Below are 17,675 nucleotides of genomic sequence, written 5' to 3' on the forward strand. Positions count from 1 at the left end.
CTTTGAAACATGAAAAGACCGCAAAGCTTTCTTGAAAAAGCACTTTGCAGCCTTATGATCTCTTGTTTTGCTTAGGCAAAAATCGATTGTGTTTCCGTTCGAATCAACAGCACGATACAGGGACATCCATTGACCTTTTACTTTGATATATGTTTCATCGACTCTCCAAGAGTCATTTATTTGTTTGAGGTAACGTCGGATTCGTTTGTCCAATTCAGGACCATACTGATGAACGCATAATCGTTGTACGAGAAATGGATAAACCACGTTCCTCCATCATTTCCACCAAATCACGAAAACTTAGGTTATACCGTAGGTACCATCTTACCATTAATAAGATAATATCAGGCTGATAGTGCTTCCATTTGAACAAATTTTTCTTTTCCATACCGATCACACCCTTTTAGAGTAATAGTATCAGTATGTCCAAGTTTTAGAGATTACTTGTAATTACCTTGAAGTTTTTGGCTTGTTGCCAATAAGTGAAGTTACTTGACGTTTACGGATAAAAAAACACTCGTTCTGATTAAGGACGAGTGTTTTTCTTTTTAGTTTATCTAACAGGTATAAACTTCCATGAGCTAGGTTTTTGTTTTTTTCCACCTAGTACGATCCAATTTTTCTCTGCATTTATATTTTCATAATTTAATGGATAGCCATCTGTAAAAATATTATATTCTGTAGGTTTATCCAGGTTAATTTTAATTTTAAAGTCAGCTAAACTATCCGATTTTTGAGCAAGGTGAATCCAACTAGAATAATTAGACCAATTTAAATATTGAAATTGGTCGTAATTTGAGTGCTTCATGCGAAGATATATACTCTCCCCGTGGTGTAGCTTTGCATCATTTTCTTTGTAGAATTCAAATTCCATAGGTGTACCAGATAAACCATTGTTTTCTTTATTTGCAAGTGTGACATAATCGTAACGATTTGCTACATACCATTCAAATGTTAAACCTTGATAAGGAGATTCACTTGGTACGATATAATAGTTTTTCCCTGCTTCTATGACGTTTCCTTCTATATCATAGATTAATGCAGTCTCTATACTTGGAGCTTTCACATTTTCAGTAAAAGTTTTAAACCAAAGATTTAAAAAGCCTGCTGTATTGCGCTGAGCTTCTCCTAAGCTTCGCTGCACAGCTGGGGTAACCATTTCTTGCCACAATTGTGCCTTACCACTATTATAATACTTAAATGTTTTATCATTAGTAATATTTTGGATTTCAGGTTTAGCTACTCGAGCTGCATAATCAATCCATTCTTCAGGTGTGGATAGCGAATTGTTATAGTTCCCTCCAGTATTGACTGCAAATTGATTTTGAATGGTTGTAACATAATTTTCAAAGTAGCTATGATATTTTATAGCTCTCGTATCAATTGCAGTAAAATTTGCTGCATGCATAGGTTGAGTAGCATCTGTAAAGTAGTGCGTGGCTACTCCTAAGTAATAGAAAGCTTTTTCATAGTCCTTATTTCGTAAATGTTCTCCAGATTCATAAAAGTATTTCTTACCTTGTGTAAGAGCCGTTGGATTTGTTTCTCCTCTATAATTTTCTTTAGTATCAGGATCATAAAAATGAGATTTCCATCCGCCTTTAAAAACGCCGCCTATTCCTGTTCCACCATCGTTAAACTCTGCATTATAATCTGCATCATATAATCCTTTAGAAAATAGATCTTTATATTGTGGATAATTTAAAAAGTCCACAGCCTGCTTATTTGCTTCAATATTAGATTCTGTTTTCATAATTTCAATAGCTTGTTTTGCAATCCATAAATGTGTACTTTTATCAGAATGATACGGAGCTTCTGCAGACCATCTTGCAGTAATAGGATCATTCTCAGTTAAATCAATTTGATCGAGATGAGCATAGCTACTTTGAGGAGATACTCCTAAAATAGTTAAAGTCACTCCAGCTATACATAGTGTTGATGCGAATTTTTTCATTTTTTTATTTCCTTTCTAAATATAAAGATTCTTATGCAAATATTCATCATAATAACGTAATATCAACAGGTAAATATCTCTAATAAAAGTGCGGTTAGCAAAGACTAACTGCTTAATATTTCTCTTAAAGGGATACCGCCACATCGATCAACTTAAAAGTTTTAAATAGACACTAAACAATAATTTACTTTCTCTACCTCTAGTTATATATAAAATCACGTCTTATTTAAACATATATTTTTATGCAATTTCGCATATACAAATATAAGGAATTGAATACCCTTCCATTTATTGTATTAATGAATGACCGTTGTCTTTAGATAATTGAAATTATGATGTTTTAAAGAATTCAGACGTAAAATTCATGCAAAAAAGAGCACCGCTATCTGTAGACGGTAAATGTAAAGCAACTCCAAAATATATAATAAAAGTTGACTTTGGTTTGAATCCTGAGATAAGAAACAGACTTAATGGATTATATATGACTATTTTCTTTTTGGGAGGAGCCTTTGGTTCATGGATTGGAAGTTATACTTACTATAAATTTAATAGTGAAGTAACTTTGCTCATACATAGCAAAAAGTGATCAAACTTTATTTTAAGCCTACATTAAAATGACTCAAAAACTCTTAGCGTGGGGTTTTTCCGAAATGCTGGCGATACCCCACAAATGGATCGAGGTTGATATAATAGAAGGAAAAGAACAAATGGAACAGATACGAAAATCTCTGGAAAACATAGAGAAACAAAGCCTAACTAAAAAAGTGAAACCTCTTCGACTGTTTCTAAAGGAAATCGTGATTGGAAATATCCCTCTAAAATGAAATGAAATTGTTACCTGTTAAAATACAAATTAAGTATTACAGCAACTATTTGGAATCTAATTGTAATTCAGCTTTGTCGTTTGTCAGTGTATTATCAGAATTACAATTTCCAGAGTAGATAGCTCTTGCTTCATCACACGAATCAGATTTTTCACATCCTATAAGCATTCCTAATGTTATAAACGATAATAAAATCTTTTTCATTATAATACACGCTCCATACTATTTAGAATGTTATGATGTTCTTAGACTAAGTAAAGTTTATAACATATATTCCCATAACAGAAAACATATGTATTGAATTAAAAAAACTGAGGAAGGTCAATTTTTGACCAATTTATATAATAGACTTCACCATACATGCCCGTCAACTAACTTAAGAAGTGGATTGTTCCCCAAACCGAAAAAAATGAGTTAAACACTAGTCGTAAAGAAGTCATTTTTTCACTATGGGGAAACTTAAAATCTTAGCTTAATAGCAATGTGGTATTCTTTCTATCTTATGGTAGTAAAAAAGGTTCTGGTACGAAAATGTTAGTTAGGAACATAGAGTAGCAATTTCTTCTTCATTTCTATCTTATGAAGCTAAGCCAAATAATTTATGAATAAATCACTTCTGGTTTTGGGCAGACTTTTCCGGTAAAACAAGTTGCCCTTTTTTCATCATATGCATGGCTTCAACACCACTCAATATAGAGATTGCTGTTTTAAACGACTTTAATCCTAACATAGAACGAACTCGCCTTTTAATAAACCGGTGGTCTTCTTCCACTATATTATTGAGATATTTAACTTGCCTTAGTTGTATACCTTCAGGCATATGTTTCTCTTCTCTTAACTCTTGAATTGCTACAGGATAAGCAGGGTTCTTATCTACTGTTATCACGCGAGGTTTAGAAACATACGAAAAAGCCAAGGCTTTCTTGAAAAAGCGCTTGGCTGCTTGTTTATCTCTTGATTTACTTAGATAAAAATCAATTGTATACCCTTCTGAATCGACTGCATGGTATTAGTACATCCATTGAGCTTTTACTTTGATATATGTTTCATCAACTTTCCATTAGTCATTTGTTGATTTAAGATGATGTCGTACTTTCTCCTCTAATTGAGATCCATATTGATGAACCCAGCGCATAATCGTTGTATGAGCAACAGATAAGCCCCGTTCCGCCATCATTTCCACCAAATCACGAAAGCTCAAGTTGTACCGTAGGTACCATCTTACTGTTTGCAAAATATTATTATGATGATAATGCTTCCACTTGAATAAATTTCGCTTTCCATACTGATCACTCACCTTTTTTAGAGTAATAGTATCAGTATGTCCAAGATTTAGAGATTACTTGCAATTATCTTGAAGTTTTTGCATCAGAGTCTTACATCTTATGTCCCCACTGGTCAAAGTGATAATCTTTACCGTCGATTTTAAACCAACCGTCTGAATAAAGTGAACCAGTTACTATTATTTTAATACCTTTCTAAATTTACGACCAAAAGAAAGAACCATACCTGCAAGAACCATCAATACACCCATTGCTGCACTGTTATTTGTACTTGCACCCGTTTTTGGAAGCTCTTTATATGTATCTTCTTTTTTATCAGTAGTACTATTGTTTGAGATATTACTGTTACCAGTATCAGAGGCATTGCTGTTGTTAGTACCAGTACTGCCATTATCAGGACCGTTATCGTTGTCTGAACCATTATTTCTGTTATTAGAACCGTTACCATTGTCCTTATCTTTCACAACTACTTTTTGTATTGTAGTTACCTTATTACCTGCGGAATCTTTGACACTATATATTACTTCATAAGTACCGGCTTTAGATGTATCTACAGTTCCTTCATGCGTTACTTTAGAAGTAAGGTCACCACCTTCTTTATCAGTAGCTGATACTCCTGCCATTGAGGCGAATTGATTACCCTCAATAATTGTTGTTTCAGCAGGTACTTTTAGTACTGGTTTTTCATCTTTAACTTCTTCTCCAGCTTTAACCGTTACTGTTTGTTTCGCAGTTACTTCATGACCTTTAGTGTCTGTAACTGTGTAAGTTAATACGTAAGTACCGGCCTTAGATGTATCTACCTTACCATCAACTGTTACTTTAGAAGTAAGGTCACCGTCTTCTTTATTAGTAGCTGATACTCTTGCCATTGGGTCGAATGAATCTCCTACATTAATTGTTGCTCCAACAGGCACTGTTAATTTAGGTTCCATATCTGGAGTTTCTCTATTTTCCTCTACAATTACAGTCTGTGTAGCCGTTGCATTAACCCCTTGGGAATCGACAACCGAGTACTCCACAATGTAGTTACCTGGTTTAGAAGTATCTACATCGCCTTTATGTTTTACTATATTTGTTAAATCACCATCTTCTTTATCAACAGCTTTTACGCCTCTCATCGGGTCGAACATATCACCTACATGTAGTGTAGTTATAAACGGTACAGTTAACTCCGGCGCTTGTTTTTCCACAGCTTTTTCTTTTTCTTTTTCTTCCACTGTTACCTTAATTTTTGCTGCATCAAAAGCTTTTTGGACTGCTTGAGCTTCAGCCGAGTTCGCGCCATATTTATTTGTTGCAACTCGAAGGCATGCTGATCTCAATTCAAAGAAATCAGAAGTCATGTTTAGTTCATCAGTGTTTGCATAATAAAAAATATCAAACATTTTATCCTCGCCAATACCTTTTACAGTTACACCGTTATGAGTGCCACCTTTTGCAATTAAATATGCAACTTTATTAATAATACTTGAGTTGAAATGAACGCCTCCATCATCCTCTCCATTTAAATTAGTATATTTACTATAATCATCTGGATATGGTACTCCATTTGAATAATTGATTGAAGATGGATTTTTCATATCACGTAAAACTAATCCAGTTTGTTCTCCTATTGTCCAGTTAAAATTCCCATTGTTTATATATTTCTCAATAGCCGTCCCCATAATATCCGATAACGCCTCGTTAATCGCACCAGATTCTCCGGAATATTCAAGATTGGATTCACTAGATGTAACCGCATGTGTAAATTCATGTCCCGCTACGTCAAATGCCTTCACCATAGGATCTCCATATACGAGCATACTACTATTATTAATATTAGCACTTAATGCATTTTTCCAATTTTTCGGATCGTTCGTATCCTCAGAATCCCAAGCGTGTACAACTGAAACTACCTTTTGTCCCTTATTATCAAAACTATTACGCTTGTATTTATCTTTATAAAAATCAAATACTTTTGTTGCTAAGTAATGGGCACTTACCGCTTTTGGATCATTAAATGTTGTTGAAGTGCTAGTTGCTAGTGTGCCAGGATAATAGCTTTCCTCTTTAGTAATATCTCTGTAATTCACATCATATGTTTCAATTCCTTGCCCCCTTGAATAATCAGCAAGTGCATATTCACCATTACTTTGTTTAGAAATACCAAATGTACGAGATATACCGAAAGCATCGTTTCCTGTTCCAGTTAATGATGCAAGATTGCTTTTTCTACTTTCCTCTAAGGCATCAACAAGCTTCTCACTTGCTTTTAAATCTGATTCTTGTACCATATTTTTTAACATTTCACCATTATGAGCATTCACTAAATAAGTTCCAGATACATATTTTGGTGTGACTACAGCAAATGTAACCTGGTATGCATTACTGGCTTGTCCATTATTTTCATCAACAAAAATAACTTCCTTTACTTCTGGCTCAGAAATAAACTTGATATCATTCCCGTACTTCGTATAAATATATTGTTTCGCTTTTTCTTGTGATAGATTAATAGGCTTCTTTAAATCTTCTTGTTTTAAATTTTGCGCACTATCCCCTGAAACACTTTTAATAACACCCTTTTTATCTACGTGTGCAGTCAATTGATACCCATATACTTCTTTTCCTTCATATGTTTGTTGCATACGCACAAGTGTAGTCCCATCATACGAACCGCGTTTTTGAAGAACCTTATAATCTACTCCCATTTCTCCATTCACTTGTTTTGGAGACAAAGCTTGCTCTGTCTTTTCCTTAAGGGCATCTTTTACTATATTCTCTGGTGCCTTTTGTGATGGTTGTGTAAGTTCACCTGTACGGAACGAATCCTCCTGAATTTGAGCTTGTAATTGATCTGTTTCCTCTGCATGACCTACTCCAAATGGTATTACAGCTGTTAAAGCTAATCCTGTTGTTAATGCAACTGTAGCTGTTCTTTTTTTATTTTTCATGGTATTTACCCCGTATAATTTTCTGAAGTATTAAATCTATAAAATTATACTGTCTATTCCTATTGAAATAAAGAGAAAAATGAAGAAATTATAGTCGATGGACATGGGGTCACCATACAAAAAAAGAAAATTGTACGTTTGAACACATTTTGGACACAAAATAACCGGTACCTTGTACGTTAAGGAACCGGTTATTAATGTTACGAATCTTTTACTAAATTTAGTAATAATGAACTAAATTTATTTACATTGACATACTTGGTAAAAACTTCGCTATTAATACAATAATTGCCGCAAAGAATACCGCTTTAATAATGAATAGAATAATAATTGGAATCAATGCTTTCACTTTACTTAATCCAGCTGTAATATGTAATCCAAGCCAAATTAAGACTAAATTCCATACATAGAATATTTCAATTGTATTACCAATTCCATATGCAAATGTACCTTTCGTAAATAATAACCCTAAACTCGTATATTGGCTCATTCCACTACCAAAGATTAGACCTAAACTTGAATTAATAAGTCCACCAATAATAAGGACAATATTTGTATAAGCTACAATATTCAATAAGGTTTTATAAGGCGTATCATTACCAAAGAACATCATAAACATTTTATAAATAGCTGCTATGAATAGTGTTCCAACCATCGCACTAGCAAAGCTTGTTCCAATTCCAGAAATAACTTCTGATGTAAGTGAACTTTGTCCAGCCATTTCACCTAATTCTTTTTTCATTTTAAGCATCTCAGGTGAGGTATACATAACATACGCATCTAAACCACCTAGAAGCCCTTGTAACAATGCTACTAAGAGGAACATACCCCAAACTTTCTCGTTTGTTTTCATTCTTTCAAATTGTACTCCAGGAGATGTAATCATTCCAAATAATGATGGCTTTTTCGCACCTGCATCTTGTGTATTAATATTCGCTTTCATTATAACGCCTCCTTAAAGGATGGTAAAAACAATTAACTCAAACAATATGTATGTGTAATAGAGATATTTATCTTTACTACACTAGTAAACTATTCGTAGCGGAGTGCTTCAATTGGATCTAATTTTGCAGCTTTATTCGCTGGAATTAATCCAAAAATAATACCAAGTGTCATTGAGAATAATACGCCCCCGACAACAACTTCCCATGAAACAAGTGGTGGCCATTTCGCAAATGTGGAAACAATATATGCCCCGCCATATCCAAGACCAATTCCGATCAAACCACCTAGAAGCGTTAACATAACGGCTTCAATTAAAAACTGTAATAAAATTTTACTACGCGTTGCTCCAAGCGCTTTACGTATCCCAATTTCGCGCGTACGCTCCGTTACAGATACGAGCATAATGTTCATAACGCCAATACCACCAACGACTAATGAAATGCCAGCGATACCACCGATGATCATTGTCATGATATTAGTGACTTTAGAAACTCCTTCTTGGAACTCTTTTAAGTTTACTAATTCATATTTACCTGGAATTTCACTCGGCTTACGACTATTTAATACTTCAACAGCTTTTTTTCCTGCTGATTCTAAATTGTCTACATTTTTAGCCTGAATTGCGATACTTTGAATTTCATCTGTTCCGTATAAAACAGGCCATAAGGTGAGAGGGATCAGTACTTCTTCAGTTTCAAATCCCATAAATTCATTATCTGATTTATAGACACCGATAATTTGCACCGGCTGTCCTTTCATTTCAATAACTTTCCCTACTGGATTTTCATCTTTAAATAGCGTCTCTTCTGCCTTCGTACTAATCATAACGACGTTATTACCTTGTGAAATATCTGATTCATTCAATGAACGCCCTTTGAGCATTTTCACTTTATTTACTTGAAAATACTCACTATCCAGTCCAATAACATTAATCATTGCTTTTTTATCGTTTATATCAAGTGTTTCCATCGTACTATTCGTCGTAATAACATGGGCAACATCTTTTACCTGTTTCACCTCAAGAATATCTTCTTCCGTTAATTTTGGTACTTCATGTCCACCCATAGCAAACTCATCATTAATATCCGGCTTAAACTGAATTGGCATAAGGTTATTACCAGAACCAGCGATTTTCGACTTCAGCATCGCTTCCCCGCCCTGCCCAATCGCAACGACAGTAATAATAGAACCTACACCGATAATAATACCGAGCATCGTCAAAGCTGAACGCAGTTTATGAGCTAAAATAGAAGATAGGGCAATTTTTATACTATCTAGTAAACTCATACTGCACACCTTCTATCTTCAGTAATTTTCCCATCTCGCAGTACAATGCGGCGAGATGAATAAGCTGCTACCTCTTCCTCATGCGTAACCATAACGATTGTCGTTCCTTCTGCATTAAGCTTCGTGAAAATATCCATAACTTGTTCACCAGACTTCGTATCAAGCGCACCCGTCGGCTCATCAGCCATAATGAACGTTGGATTATTCGCAATCGCTCTCGCAATTGCTACACGCTGTTTCTGTCCACCTGATAACTCACTAGGTAAATGATGCACTCTATCTGCTAACCCTACTTTGTCCAGTGCTTCCAAAGCACGCTTACGGCGCTCAGCTTTCTTCACCCCACCATATACGAGCGGAAGTTCAACATTTTCCACCGCTGAAAGACGGGGCAGTAAATTAAAATGCTGGAACACAAAGCCGATATATTCATTACGAATTAAAGCTAGCTTTGACTCATCTGCTGTTAAGATATTCACATCATTCAGCATATATTTTCCTTCTGTTGGGCGATCTAAACAACCGATAATATTCATAAGCGTTGATTTACCGGAACCAGACGGTCCCATAATTGAAACAAACTCACCACTCTGAATCGTCAAACTAATACCATGCAAAATCGGCACTGCCAATTTCCCTTGATAATACGTTTTAGCAATATTATTTAAAGTAATCATTTCTCTTTCACTTCCATTCCGTCATACACGTTGTCGGAAGGATTTTTAACCACCTTTTGCCCCACTGCTGCGCCTTCAACAATCTCTATCCAGTCTCCATCAGTAGCGCCTTTTTTCACATTTTGTTTATGAAGCTTCCCTTTCTCCTCAATATAAACAAATGCATCATCGCCTTTTTCTACAATGCTCTTACTTGGAACAGCAATCATCGTCTTATTCTCTAAATTTACTTGTAAAGAAACGTGATAACCTGGAGATAAACCATCTTGGCTATCAAGACTGGCCTTATATGTATATTGAGACATATTTTGAGTTCCTTCACCAGCTGCTTGAGCCATCTCAGCACTCGTTGGGAATTCACTTACTTCCGTAATCTTACCTGTCCACTTCTTCTTATTATTTGCTTTCGCAGTTACAGTAAACGCTTGATCTTTTTGAATTTGTGACTTTTGAAGCTCTGTTAAAGTCCCTTGAACTTGGAACGGATCTTTAGAAGCAACTTGTAAGAATGCTTTCCCTTGGCCACCTAAAGCTTGAGATGAACTTTGTGCTGCATCTTTATCTAACTTTTGTACAACACCTGTAAAATTACTATAAATCGTAAGTTCTTTCTGTTTTTTACTTAACTCTTCTTTTTGTAACTTTCCTTTTTCTTTTTCAAGATCAGTTGTTTTTTGTGCCATTTCTAATTCGCTTACTTGCTCTTCCATTGGGTCTGTTACTTCTTTCCCAGCTCCACTATCTTTTGCCTTCTTAATTTCGTTCTTCAATGAATCAATTTTCTTTTTCCCTTGATCATAACGCATATCAGCCATCTTCTGATCAAGCTCAGCTTGTTTCACCTGTAAATTAATTTCTTCATTATCATAAGAGAATAATTTCGTTCCCTTTTCTACCTCTTGTCCTTCTTTCACTGCAATATCTTTCACTTTTCCTTTAGTTGGATCCGCATAGAAGCTTTCAATATTCCCTGGCTTCACCTGACCCGAAATTAACTTCGTATTATTTAGCTTACGCTCTGTCACTTTCTCAAAACTTACAGCATCCGTCTTCGTTGTATCTTTCTTCTTACCTTGCATAACAAAAATATTAACCGCCGCAACGATAACAATTAGTACAATAACCCCGACAATAATCCATTTTTTTTTCTTATTTGGAGTACGAACTGTATTTGGTAACATAATCTTTCCCCTTTCAAAATTAAATATTACTAAACATATAGTAATTAAATAATATAACACGAAAAATACTCATAACCAATATGTAATATTGCATATATTTAGATTAAAAGATTTTTATAGGAATTAATATTTAGTTAAATGAAGAAAGAAATTGTAGGAAAATTTGGTTCTGGTGCAAAAACTCTAAAAATTTTGCAAATAATCTCTTAAACTTGGACATACTGATAGTATTACTATTACTCTAGAAAAAGGTATGTGATCGATATAGAAAAGGAAAATTTGTTCAAATGGAAGCATTATCGGCCGGAACTAATCTTATTAACAGTAAGGTGGTACCTACGGTACAATTTGAGCTTCCGTAACCTGGTGGAAATGATGGAGGAACGAGGCTTATTCATAGCTCACACAACGATTATGCGATGGGTTCATTAATATGGACCTCAATTAGAAGAGAAAGTACGATATCACCTTAAATCAACAAATGATTCATGGAGAGTCGATGAAACTTATATTAAAGTGAAAGGGCAATGGATGTATTTATATCGTGCTGTTGATTCAGAAGGGAATACCATTGATTTTTATCTAAGTAAATCAAGAGATAAACAAGCAGCCAAGTGCTTTTTCAAGAAAGCCTTGGCTTTTTCGTACATTTCGAAACCTCGTGTGATAACAGTAGATAAAAACCCTGCCTATTCTGTAGCGATTCAAGCGTTGAAAGAAGAGAAACATATGCCCGAAGGCATAAAGATAAGGCAAGTTAGATATCTTAATAATATAGTGGAATAAGATCATCGTTTTATGTTGGGGTTTAAGTCATTTAAAACTGCAACTTCTATATTGAGTGGTGTTGAAGCCATGCATATGATAAAAAAGGGATAGATTGATTTACCGAATCAGTCTGTCCAAAATCAAAAAGAGTTCATCTACCAAGTGTTTGGACTTATAGCATAAAATACGATTTCACTAGGAATCTACTATTATCCGTGTTTTTCTTCATATATTTGCACCAGAACCGAAAAAGAATCCCTTATGATGTCTGGGATTCTTTTTCTTGTTAAAGTTTTATCAGACAAATGATCTGCACATCAATTTATTTTTGATATACAGATCATTTGTCTGATAATTTTTATAAATAATTGCGGAGTAATAAACTTACATAAATGCTTTTAAAAGTTCTTGAACTAATGGAATTGCCCCACCTATGAATTTTAAAACTGCCATTGCGATTTCCATAACCATTTCCTCCTCTTTTGTTGATGCTAAGATGTTATTTATCTTTATGCTTTTATTATAGTAAGCACTTATATTTTCATCAATATATTTTCATATGCAATACCGAATATATGAGACAACGAAATATCACATTTCCGTATTAAGAATATGTATTGGAAATTAAGTGTTCCCTCAAACAAAAAAGAACTTGTAGTTCTTCTACAAGCTCTTTTTTGTTAGTACTAATGTTAACGGTTAAACAATTTAAACAGGTACTAAGACCAAATCCATTGATCATCATTATTTTGATTTGAAGTTTTCGATTCTTGAATTTTTTAGATGTTGTTTTCTATGTTCCAATTTATAGAACTTCCGCCCCATTGTGCAAATTCCATATTATTTACTTTAACTTTGTCACCGACATTGAGTTTTTGTCCCTGTGTTAAGTAAACTTCTAGAATTTCATCTCCACCGTTGATTTTAGGATATTTAACAAGTACATAATCTATAGGCACGTTTACGTATTCATCAATTTTTCCTTTTTTACTAACTTCTCCTATTACATAATCAGGTCGACCATTTTCTTTTAAATGCATTCCTGGTGTTAATGATTTATTTTCAATAGAATTTGCAATCATATATTCAGTAAAATTGCGCATCATTGTACCAGTAACTTTTACTTGATCTCCTATTTTTACATTTGGTATAGAATCAAAATTGATACTGATAGGATCTGTATATTGTTTTGATTCTACAAAAATAACATTATTACTAATCTCAACTACGTGACCTTCAATTGTTGATATATTTGATTCAATAGAAGCTGCACTAGCTTTTGTTACTTCTATGCCTGGTAAATTTGTTCCTGCAAGTGCTGCTACTCCTAATGCACCAGCTAAAACGATTTTTTTATACCCATTTTATAACATCTCCATTCATGTTTTAATTTTAATATTAACCTCACTGTAACTATTACAGTTACATCGATAATGATTATCAACCATGGATTGTATGCAATCTTACATATTTTAAAAATAGAACATTAAAATTTAGTGTTTTAAAAATAAGTGTAAACAAATATTCAAAAGTTTACTTTTGAGAAAGGTAAAAAGAGTCCTATTAATTTAGGGCTCTTTTTCGTTTTGGGGGTAATTCTAAATTCTTAAGTTGATGGGCATAGGGTAGTAGCATCACATCACTATCAAGATAAGAAAAGCAAATACCCCCAAACAAGAAGATTGACATGTCCAGATGAAAATGTACATTTTTTTGTTTAGGGGGCGTTATAAAGTTTTTAAGTTGATATGAGGTATCACCAAGTGAACTACTCGCCACTTAACAAAGCTTGAAGTGAGAGCTTCTCAGTTCCACGACGAAAGTAACCTTTCGTCTCCCTGAGCGTTACTTCGAGGTGTTCCACCCCTAGATGTCCAACGCTTGGACGCTCTCTTGGTACGGTTGATATTTTACGCAGGAACCGAATGGCTTGGTTTTCGCACTCTATTTTCTTCCTGCAACCTCATATATCAAGTTATCAAAGAACTTCATATAGTTAGTTTATCAAAAGTTTTTGGCTATGCCAAACCGGAATTCATCTCCCACCTACCGTTGGGCTATCGCCCTTCACACGCTTGAGAAAGGAGAATTCTTTCGGTAAATTCGTTAAATTTTTACGAGCAGTAATACGCCCTTATAATGATGATATAATAAACCACTCAACTTCATTTTCTTTTTATTGATGGGATTGCGCATTTGAAATTGCATTATATAAAAACTGTGCATACTGTTCACGTGTTACGTTCATATCCGGAGCAAATTTCCCTTCCCCAACTCCTACTGCAATATGGTTCGATTGCACGGCACTAATCGCATCTTTTGCCCATGAATTTGCTGGAACATCGTTGAAATTATGTGGCGCCTTTACATCTAATCTAAATGCTTTCTTAATAACTTGTGCCATTTCTGCACGTGTTAATGTAGCTTTCGGTCTAAAGTTTCCTTGATCATCCCCTTGGAAAAATCCTAGCTTAGTTAAAGCCAATATTTCCTCAGGAAACATTGTTGAATTTCCATCGATATCTCTGTATGGATTTTCATATTTATCTTGTTTTTCTATATGCAAAGTACGGTAAATTAATGCAGCTACTTGTTCCCGTGTTACATTATCACCCATACCAAATATCCCATTTCCATAACCTGCAATAATTCCTTTATTCGCTAAATCATGAATTGCATAAAATGCCCAGTGTTCTTGTGGGACATCCTTAAATATAGTTCTATTTACTCCTGCATCGATTTGTAAATCATTTTTTATTACATCCCAAAGTGGATTATCTTGACGTTTTGGTTGCCCCTCTTCATCCCATTTTATTTTTTCTGTTCCTAATTCATAATTCATTCCTGTCCAAGTATCTTCACGGAATGCATAGAATGATTTATGCCATCCTTTCTGATTGAATATAGAAATTAAGTCTTGCATGTATTGGGGTGCTCCAGGAACGGTACGATTAATTCCAAATTCCTCAGCAATGATTCGATTAGATGGTACATGATTTTCCTGAGACCAATTTTGCACAGGCTGTAAGAATGTATTTAATCCATCTTTATCCCACATCATAGGTGTTTCTAAATCTCCTACTTTTACAATTCCAGGATATTGATACTCTTTATTTTGATTTTCACGTTGACTTGTTAATTGATATGGCTCATACATATGAAATGCATACAATGTCTTATTATCTTTAACTGGTTTAAGATATTTAAAAGCCCAAGGTGTGGCATATAGACCTGAATCTAAAATAATAGGTGTTTCTTTATCTACTTCACGAATTGAAGTAACAACTTTTTGATAAAATTCATTTAAATCAGCTGGGGTTCCCTTCACTTTTGAATACCATTTCTCATAATCTTCCGTCCAAAAATCATTATATCTATTTTTCTTAGATGTTTCTGGATGTGGTTCATTGATAATGTTGTAACCAACCACAGCTGGATGATCTTTCAATTCAAACGCAAGGTCCTTCCAAAATTGGCTTGCTTGCTCTTGATATTTCTCTTCTTCCCAAATTCTATCATCATTCTGATTATTGTTAAATTGACGCCAACGATCACCAGGTAATGAAAGCATTGTAAGTACAACTTTAATTCCTTGTGATTGTGCAGCATCTAAATCTGCTTTCAATTTTGCTACATCCTCTTCCACCAATCTTTGATAATTATCTGCATTACCGATAAGAAAATCTTTTCCTGATGTATCTGGTTTGTCTTCAAATAAGAAATCCTTATCTTTTGCCCATTTATCAGGTGCTAAACGAACATATTCAATATGAGCTTCCTTTGCACTTTTGTAGTTCTCAGGTAATGAAGTGCTATTCATAAAATTAGTACCTGTTCTTTTAGAATTCCAAAAATCCATCTTGGAACCTGCACTTTTGTATGTCTCAGCTTTCACATTCATTTCTTGTATCCCTAAGCTCATCATGCCTATTAATGCGACTATCGGTATGATTTTTTTCATAACTTCTCCCTCTTTCCATGTCAGTTTCTTATTATAAAATAAATCACTTATGTTACAGGAAAGTGACAATTTCAAAAAAATTAATTTATCAGCATTGGCAGGTAAAGAGGGAGCAGACACAAAAACAGGCTGTGGAGAAAGTCTTCTTCACAGCCTGAGAACAAGTTATATATCCAAATATGACTTGTTCCTTTCACTATTTAGTTTTTATCGTTTGTTATAGTTGATATAACTAGGGTCATTATAAACCCACTGATTCGTTTCAATTCTTAGCCAACCATTCTTTTCTTCATATACTGTAACTTTTTCACCTTTACTTGCCTTTCTAACAATAGAGTAGTTTGTATCTGCTCCACTCCGAACATTTACTCCAATACCATTGATTTGAGCCGTTCCAATTACATTTTGAACACTACCAGTTTCAATTACTTGAAGCATGTTTAGAATGAATGATGCTGTTTCACCACGAGTTGTTGTTCCTTTAGGGTCATATTGATTGTCACCCTTACCTTTTACAATACCTAGTCCATACAATCTTTGTACGTCTTCTTTATAGATAATTTTGTCTTTGTCTGAGAATGGTAAGTTTGCAACTGGCCCCCATAGACCTTTATACTGTAAAGCCTTGTTTACAATAATTGCTGATTCTTCTCTTGTAATAGGTGTGTTTGGGTCAAAATAACCGTCACCTCTACCTGCAATGATACCTGCACTTGCAGTGCGTTTAATACCATCTCGTAAAGTTGAGTTTGCATCGTTTAGGTCTTTAAATGAAATATCTCCAGCGGGCAAGTTTAGAGACTTAGAGATTAATTGAGCAAATTCGGCTCTTGTTACCGCTCTATTAGGTGCGAAAACACCGTTTCCTTCCCCTGCCATAATACCCCTTCTATTTAGCTCTCGAATAGCCGGCTCATACCAACCTCCAGTAATGTCGTCTTTTGGTTGATAAAGATTATTATAATACCCTCCAGCACCATTTACGAATGCATCCCATTGTCCATTATTAATCATGTTAGCAGGACAATTTTTACCGCTCCACCTTTGATGTTTTACGATGTTATTTAACGGTACACCAGTTTCTTTCATTAAATAAGCTACAAGTTTCTTAGCGTTATCTACTGCTTTACTGTAGTTACCATCGCTGTTAACCGCGATTTCAATTGCAATAGACTCTCTATTACCCGGGCCATTACCGTCTCCTGCGTGCCACCCGTTTTCGTTTAATGGTAAGTGTTGATAAATCTCTTTATCGTCCACTGTAAAGTGCCATGATGCAGATCGGTCTGTGCTCCCTACTGCTTGGTTATATAGGTATTGAGCGTGGTTCCTAGCACCTGCTCCTACACTTGTATTATCAGTCTCATGAATTGTAATGTACTTTGGACTCATGTAGTTTTGAGGACGAATATTATCGTTACCTGCTGGAACAATCCATTCAGTGAATGGAACACCGTTTATTGTACTAGAGATGCTAGGTGATGCGGAGGACAGACTACGTTTTGTTCTGTTTGAATTGCTTGGAACAGTTAATGTACCTGTTTCTTCATGAATACCTTCTGAACGTTGAAGACTGTCTGCTTTCTTATTATCGACAGTACCTCCACCACGTCCGTCTACCTCTTCAAAACTAGCTTCAATACTTTTTAGAGCCTGTTCATCTGACGTTTGAAGTTGGTCTGTTTTACCTTGTTCCTGAACGCTTGTAGGTTGCTTATTGTTTACTGATTGTTGTTCCTCTGCAAACGATACCAATGGTGAAGATAATACCGTTAATCCTGCCGTGAATGCTACTACTTTTTTATTAAATTTAATGTTCATTTCTAACTTGGTATATCTCTCCATCTTAATAGATATACCTT

General features: G+C 34.8%; 10 protein-coding genes and 5 pseudogenes. 2 read left to right on the plus strand and 13 right to left on the minus strand.

Annotation, left to right across the window (positions count from 1 at the left end; translation table 11 throughout):
- Together Q3V31_RS29475 and Q3V31_RS29480 are read right to left on the minus strand one after the other, a co-directional pair.
- A pseudogene (locus tag Q3V31_RS29475) lies at positions 1–388 on the minus strand (IS6 family transposase); the annotation flags it as partial.
- A gap of 165 nt (positions 389–553) precedes the next feature.
- The gene (locus Q3V31_RS29480) at positions 554–1,954 is read right to left on the minus strand and encodes a zinc dependent phospholipase C family protein (protein ID WP_097872327.1); all 1,401 of its coding nucleotides are present in this window, start codon (positions 1,952–1,954) and stop codon (positions 554–556) included.
- A 427-nt stretch (positions 1,955–2,381) separates the two neighbouring features.
- On the opposite strand from Q3V31_RS29480, the pseudogene Q3V31_RS29485 reads away from it, so the two are divergent.
- Positions 2,382–2,540, plus strand: a pseudogene (locus Q3V31_RS29485) (MFS transporter); the annotation flags it as partial.
- A 283-nt stretch (positions 2,541–2,823) separates the two neighbouring features.
- Here the strand turns inward: Q3V31_RS29485 and Q3V31_RS29490 are convergent.
- The 8 genes and pseudogenes from Q3V31_RS29490 to Q3V31_RS29525 form a co-directional block, all read right to left on the minus strand.
- Positions 2,824–2,982, minus strand: a complete 159-nt coding sequence (locus Q3V31_RS29490) for a hypothetical protein (RefSeq protein ID WP_000722376.1) — start codon at positions 2,980–2,982, stop codon at positions 2,824–2,826.
- A gap of 406 nt (positions 2,983–3,388) precedes the next feature.
- Positions 3,389–4,075 (minus strand): annotated as a pseudogene (locus Q3V31_RS29495) (IS6 family transposase).
- 79 nt (positions 4,076–4,154) lie between these two features.
- Positions 4,155–4,232 (minus strand): annotated as a pseudogene (locus Q3V31_RS29500) (hypothetical protein); the annotation flags it as partial.
- Between the two features lie 8 nt (positions 4,233–4,240).
- On the minus strand, positions 4,241–6,994 hold the full coding sequence (locus tag Q3V31_RS29505) for a M4 family metallopeptidase (protein WP_097872325.1): 2,754 nt from the start codon (positions 6,992–6,994) through the stop codon (positions 4,241–4,243).
- Between the two features lie 244 nt (positions 6,995–7,238).
- Positions 7,239–7,937, minus strand: coding sequence for a YknW family membrane protein (gene yknW, locus Q3V31_RS29510; protein WP_329767636.1), 699 nt, complete (start codon positions 7,935–7,937; stop codon positions 7,239–7,241).
- 89 nt (positions 7,938–8,026) lie between these two features.
- On the minus strand, positions 8,027–9,226 hold the full coding sequence (locus Q3V31_RS29515; protein ID WP_097872324.1) for an ABC transporter permease: 1,200 nt from the start codon (positions 9,224–9,226) through the stop codon (positions 8,027–8,029).
- Positions 9,223–9,903 carry an ABC transporter ATP-binding protein gene (locus Q3V31_RS29520; protein WP_000631631.1) on the minus strand — a complete coding sequence of 227 codons (681 nt, stop codon included), beginning with the start codon at positions 9,901–9,903 and terminating at the stop codon, positions 9,223–9,225. The genes Q3V31_RS29515 and Q3V31_RS29520 overlap by 4 nt, the downstream gene beginning before the upstream one ends.
- Positions 9,900–11,084 carry an efflux RND transporter periplasmic adaptor subunit gene (locus Q3V31_RS29525; protein ID WP_097872322.1) on the minus strand — a complete coding sequence of 395 codons (1,185 nt, stop codon included), beginning with the start codon at positions 11,082–11,084 and terminating at the stop codon, positions 9,900–9,902. Before Q3V31_RS29525 ends, Q3V31_RS29520 begins: the two co-directional genes overlap by 4 nt.
- Positions 11,085–11,348: 264 nt before the next feature.
- Here Q3V31_RS29525 and Q3V31_RS29530 point away from each other — a divergent pair.
- Positions 11,349–12,035, plus strand: a pseudogene (locus Q3V31_RS29530) (IS6 family transposase).
- A 596-nt stretch (positions 12,036–12,631) separates the two neighbouring features.
- Here Q3V31_RS29530 and Q3V31_RS29535 read toward each other — a convergent pair.
- The 3 genes from Q3V31_RS29535 to Q3V31_RS29545 form a co-directional block, all read right to left on the minus strand.
- Entirely contained in the window at positions 12,632–13,201 is a 570-nt protein-coding gene (locus Q3V31_RS29535; protein WP_097882720.1) for an ATP F0F1 synthase subunit alpha, read from the minus strand.
- Positions 13,202–14,028: 827 nt separating this feature from the next.
- Entirely contained in the window at positions 14,029–15,813 is a 1,785-nt protein-coding gene (locus tag Q3V31_RS29540) for an S-layer homology domain-containing protein (protein ID WP_097872320.1), read from the minus strand.
- Positions 15,814–16,020: 207 nt separating this feature from the next.
- The gene (locus Q3V31_RS29545) at positions 16,021–17,634 is read right to left on the minus strand and encodes an S-layer homology domain-containing protein (RefSeq protein ID WP_097872328.1); all 1,614 of its coding nucleotides are present in this window, start codon (positions 17,632–17,634) and stop codon (positions 16,021–16,023) included.
- Positions 17,635–17,675 lie beyond the last annotated feature (41 nt).

Source organism: Bacillus nitratireducens, from assembly GCF_036320425.1.
Taxonomy (GTDB): Bacteria; Bacillota; Bacilli; order Bacillales; family Bacillaceae_G; genus Bacillus_A; species Bacillus_A nitratireducens.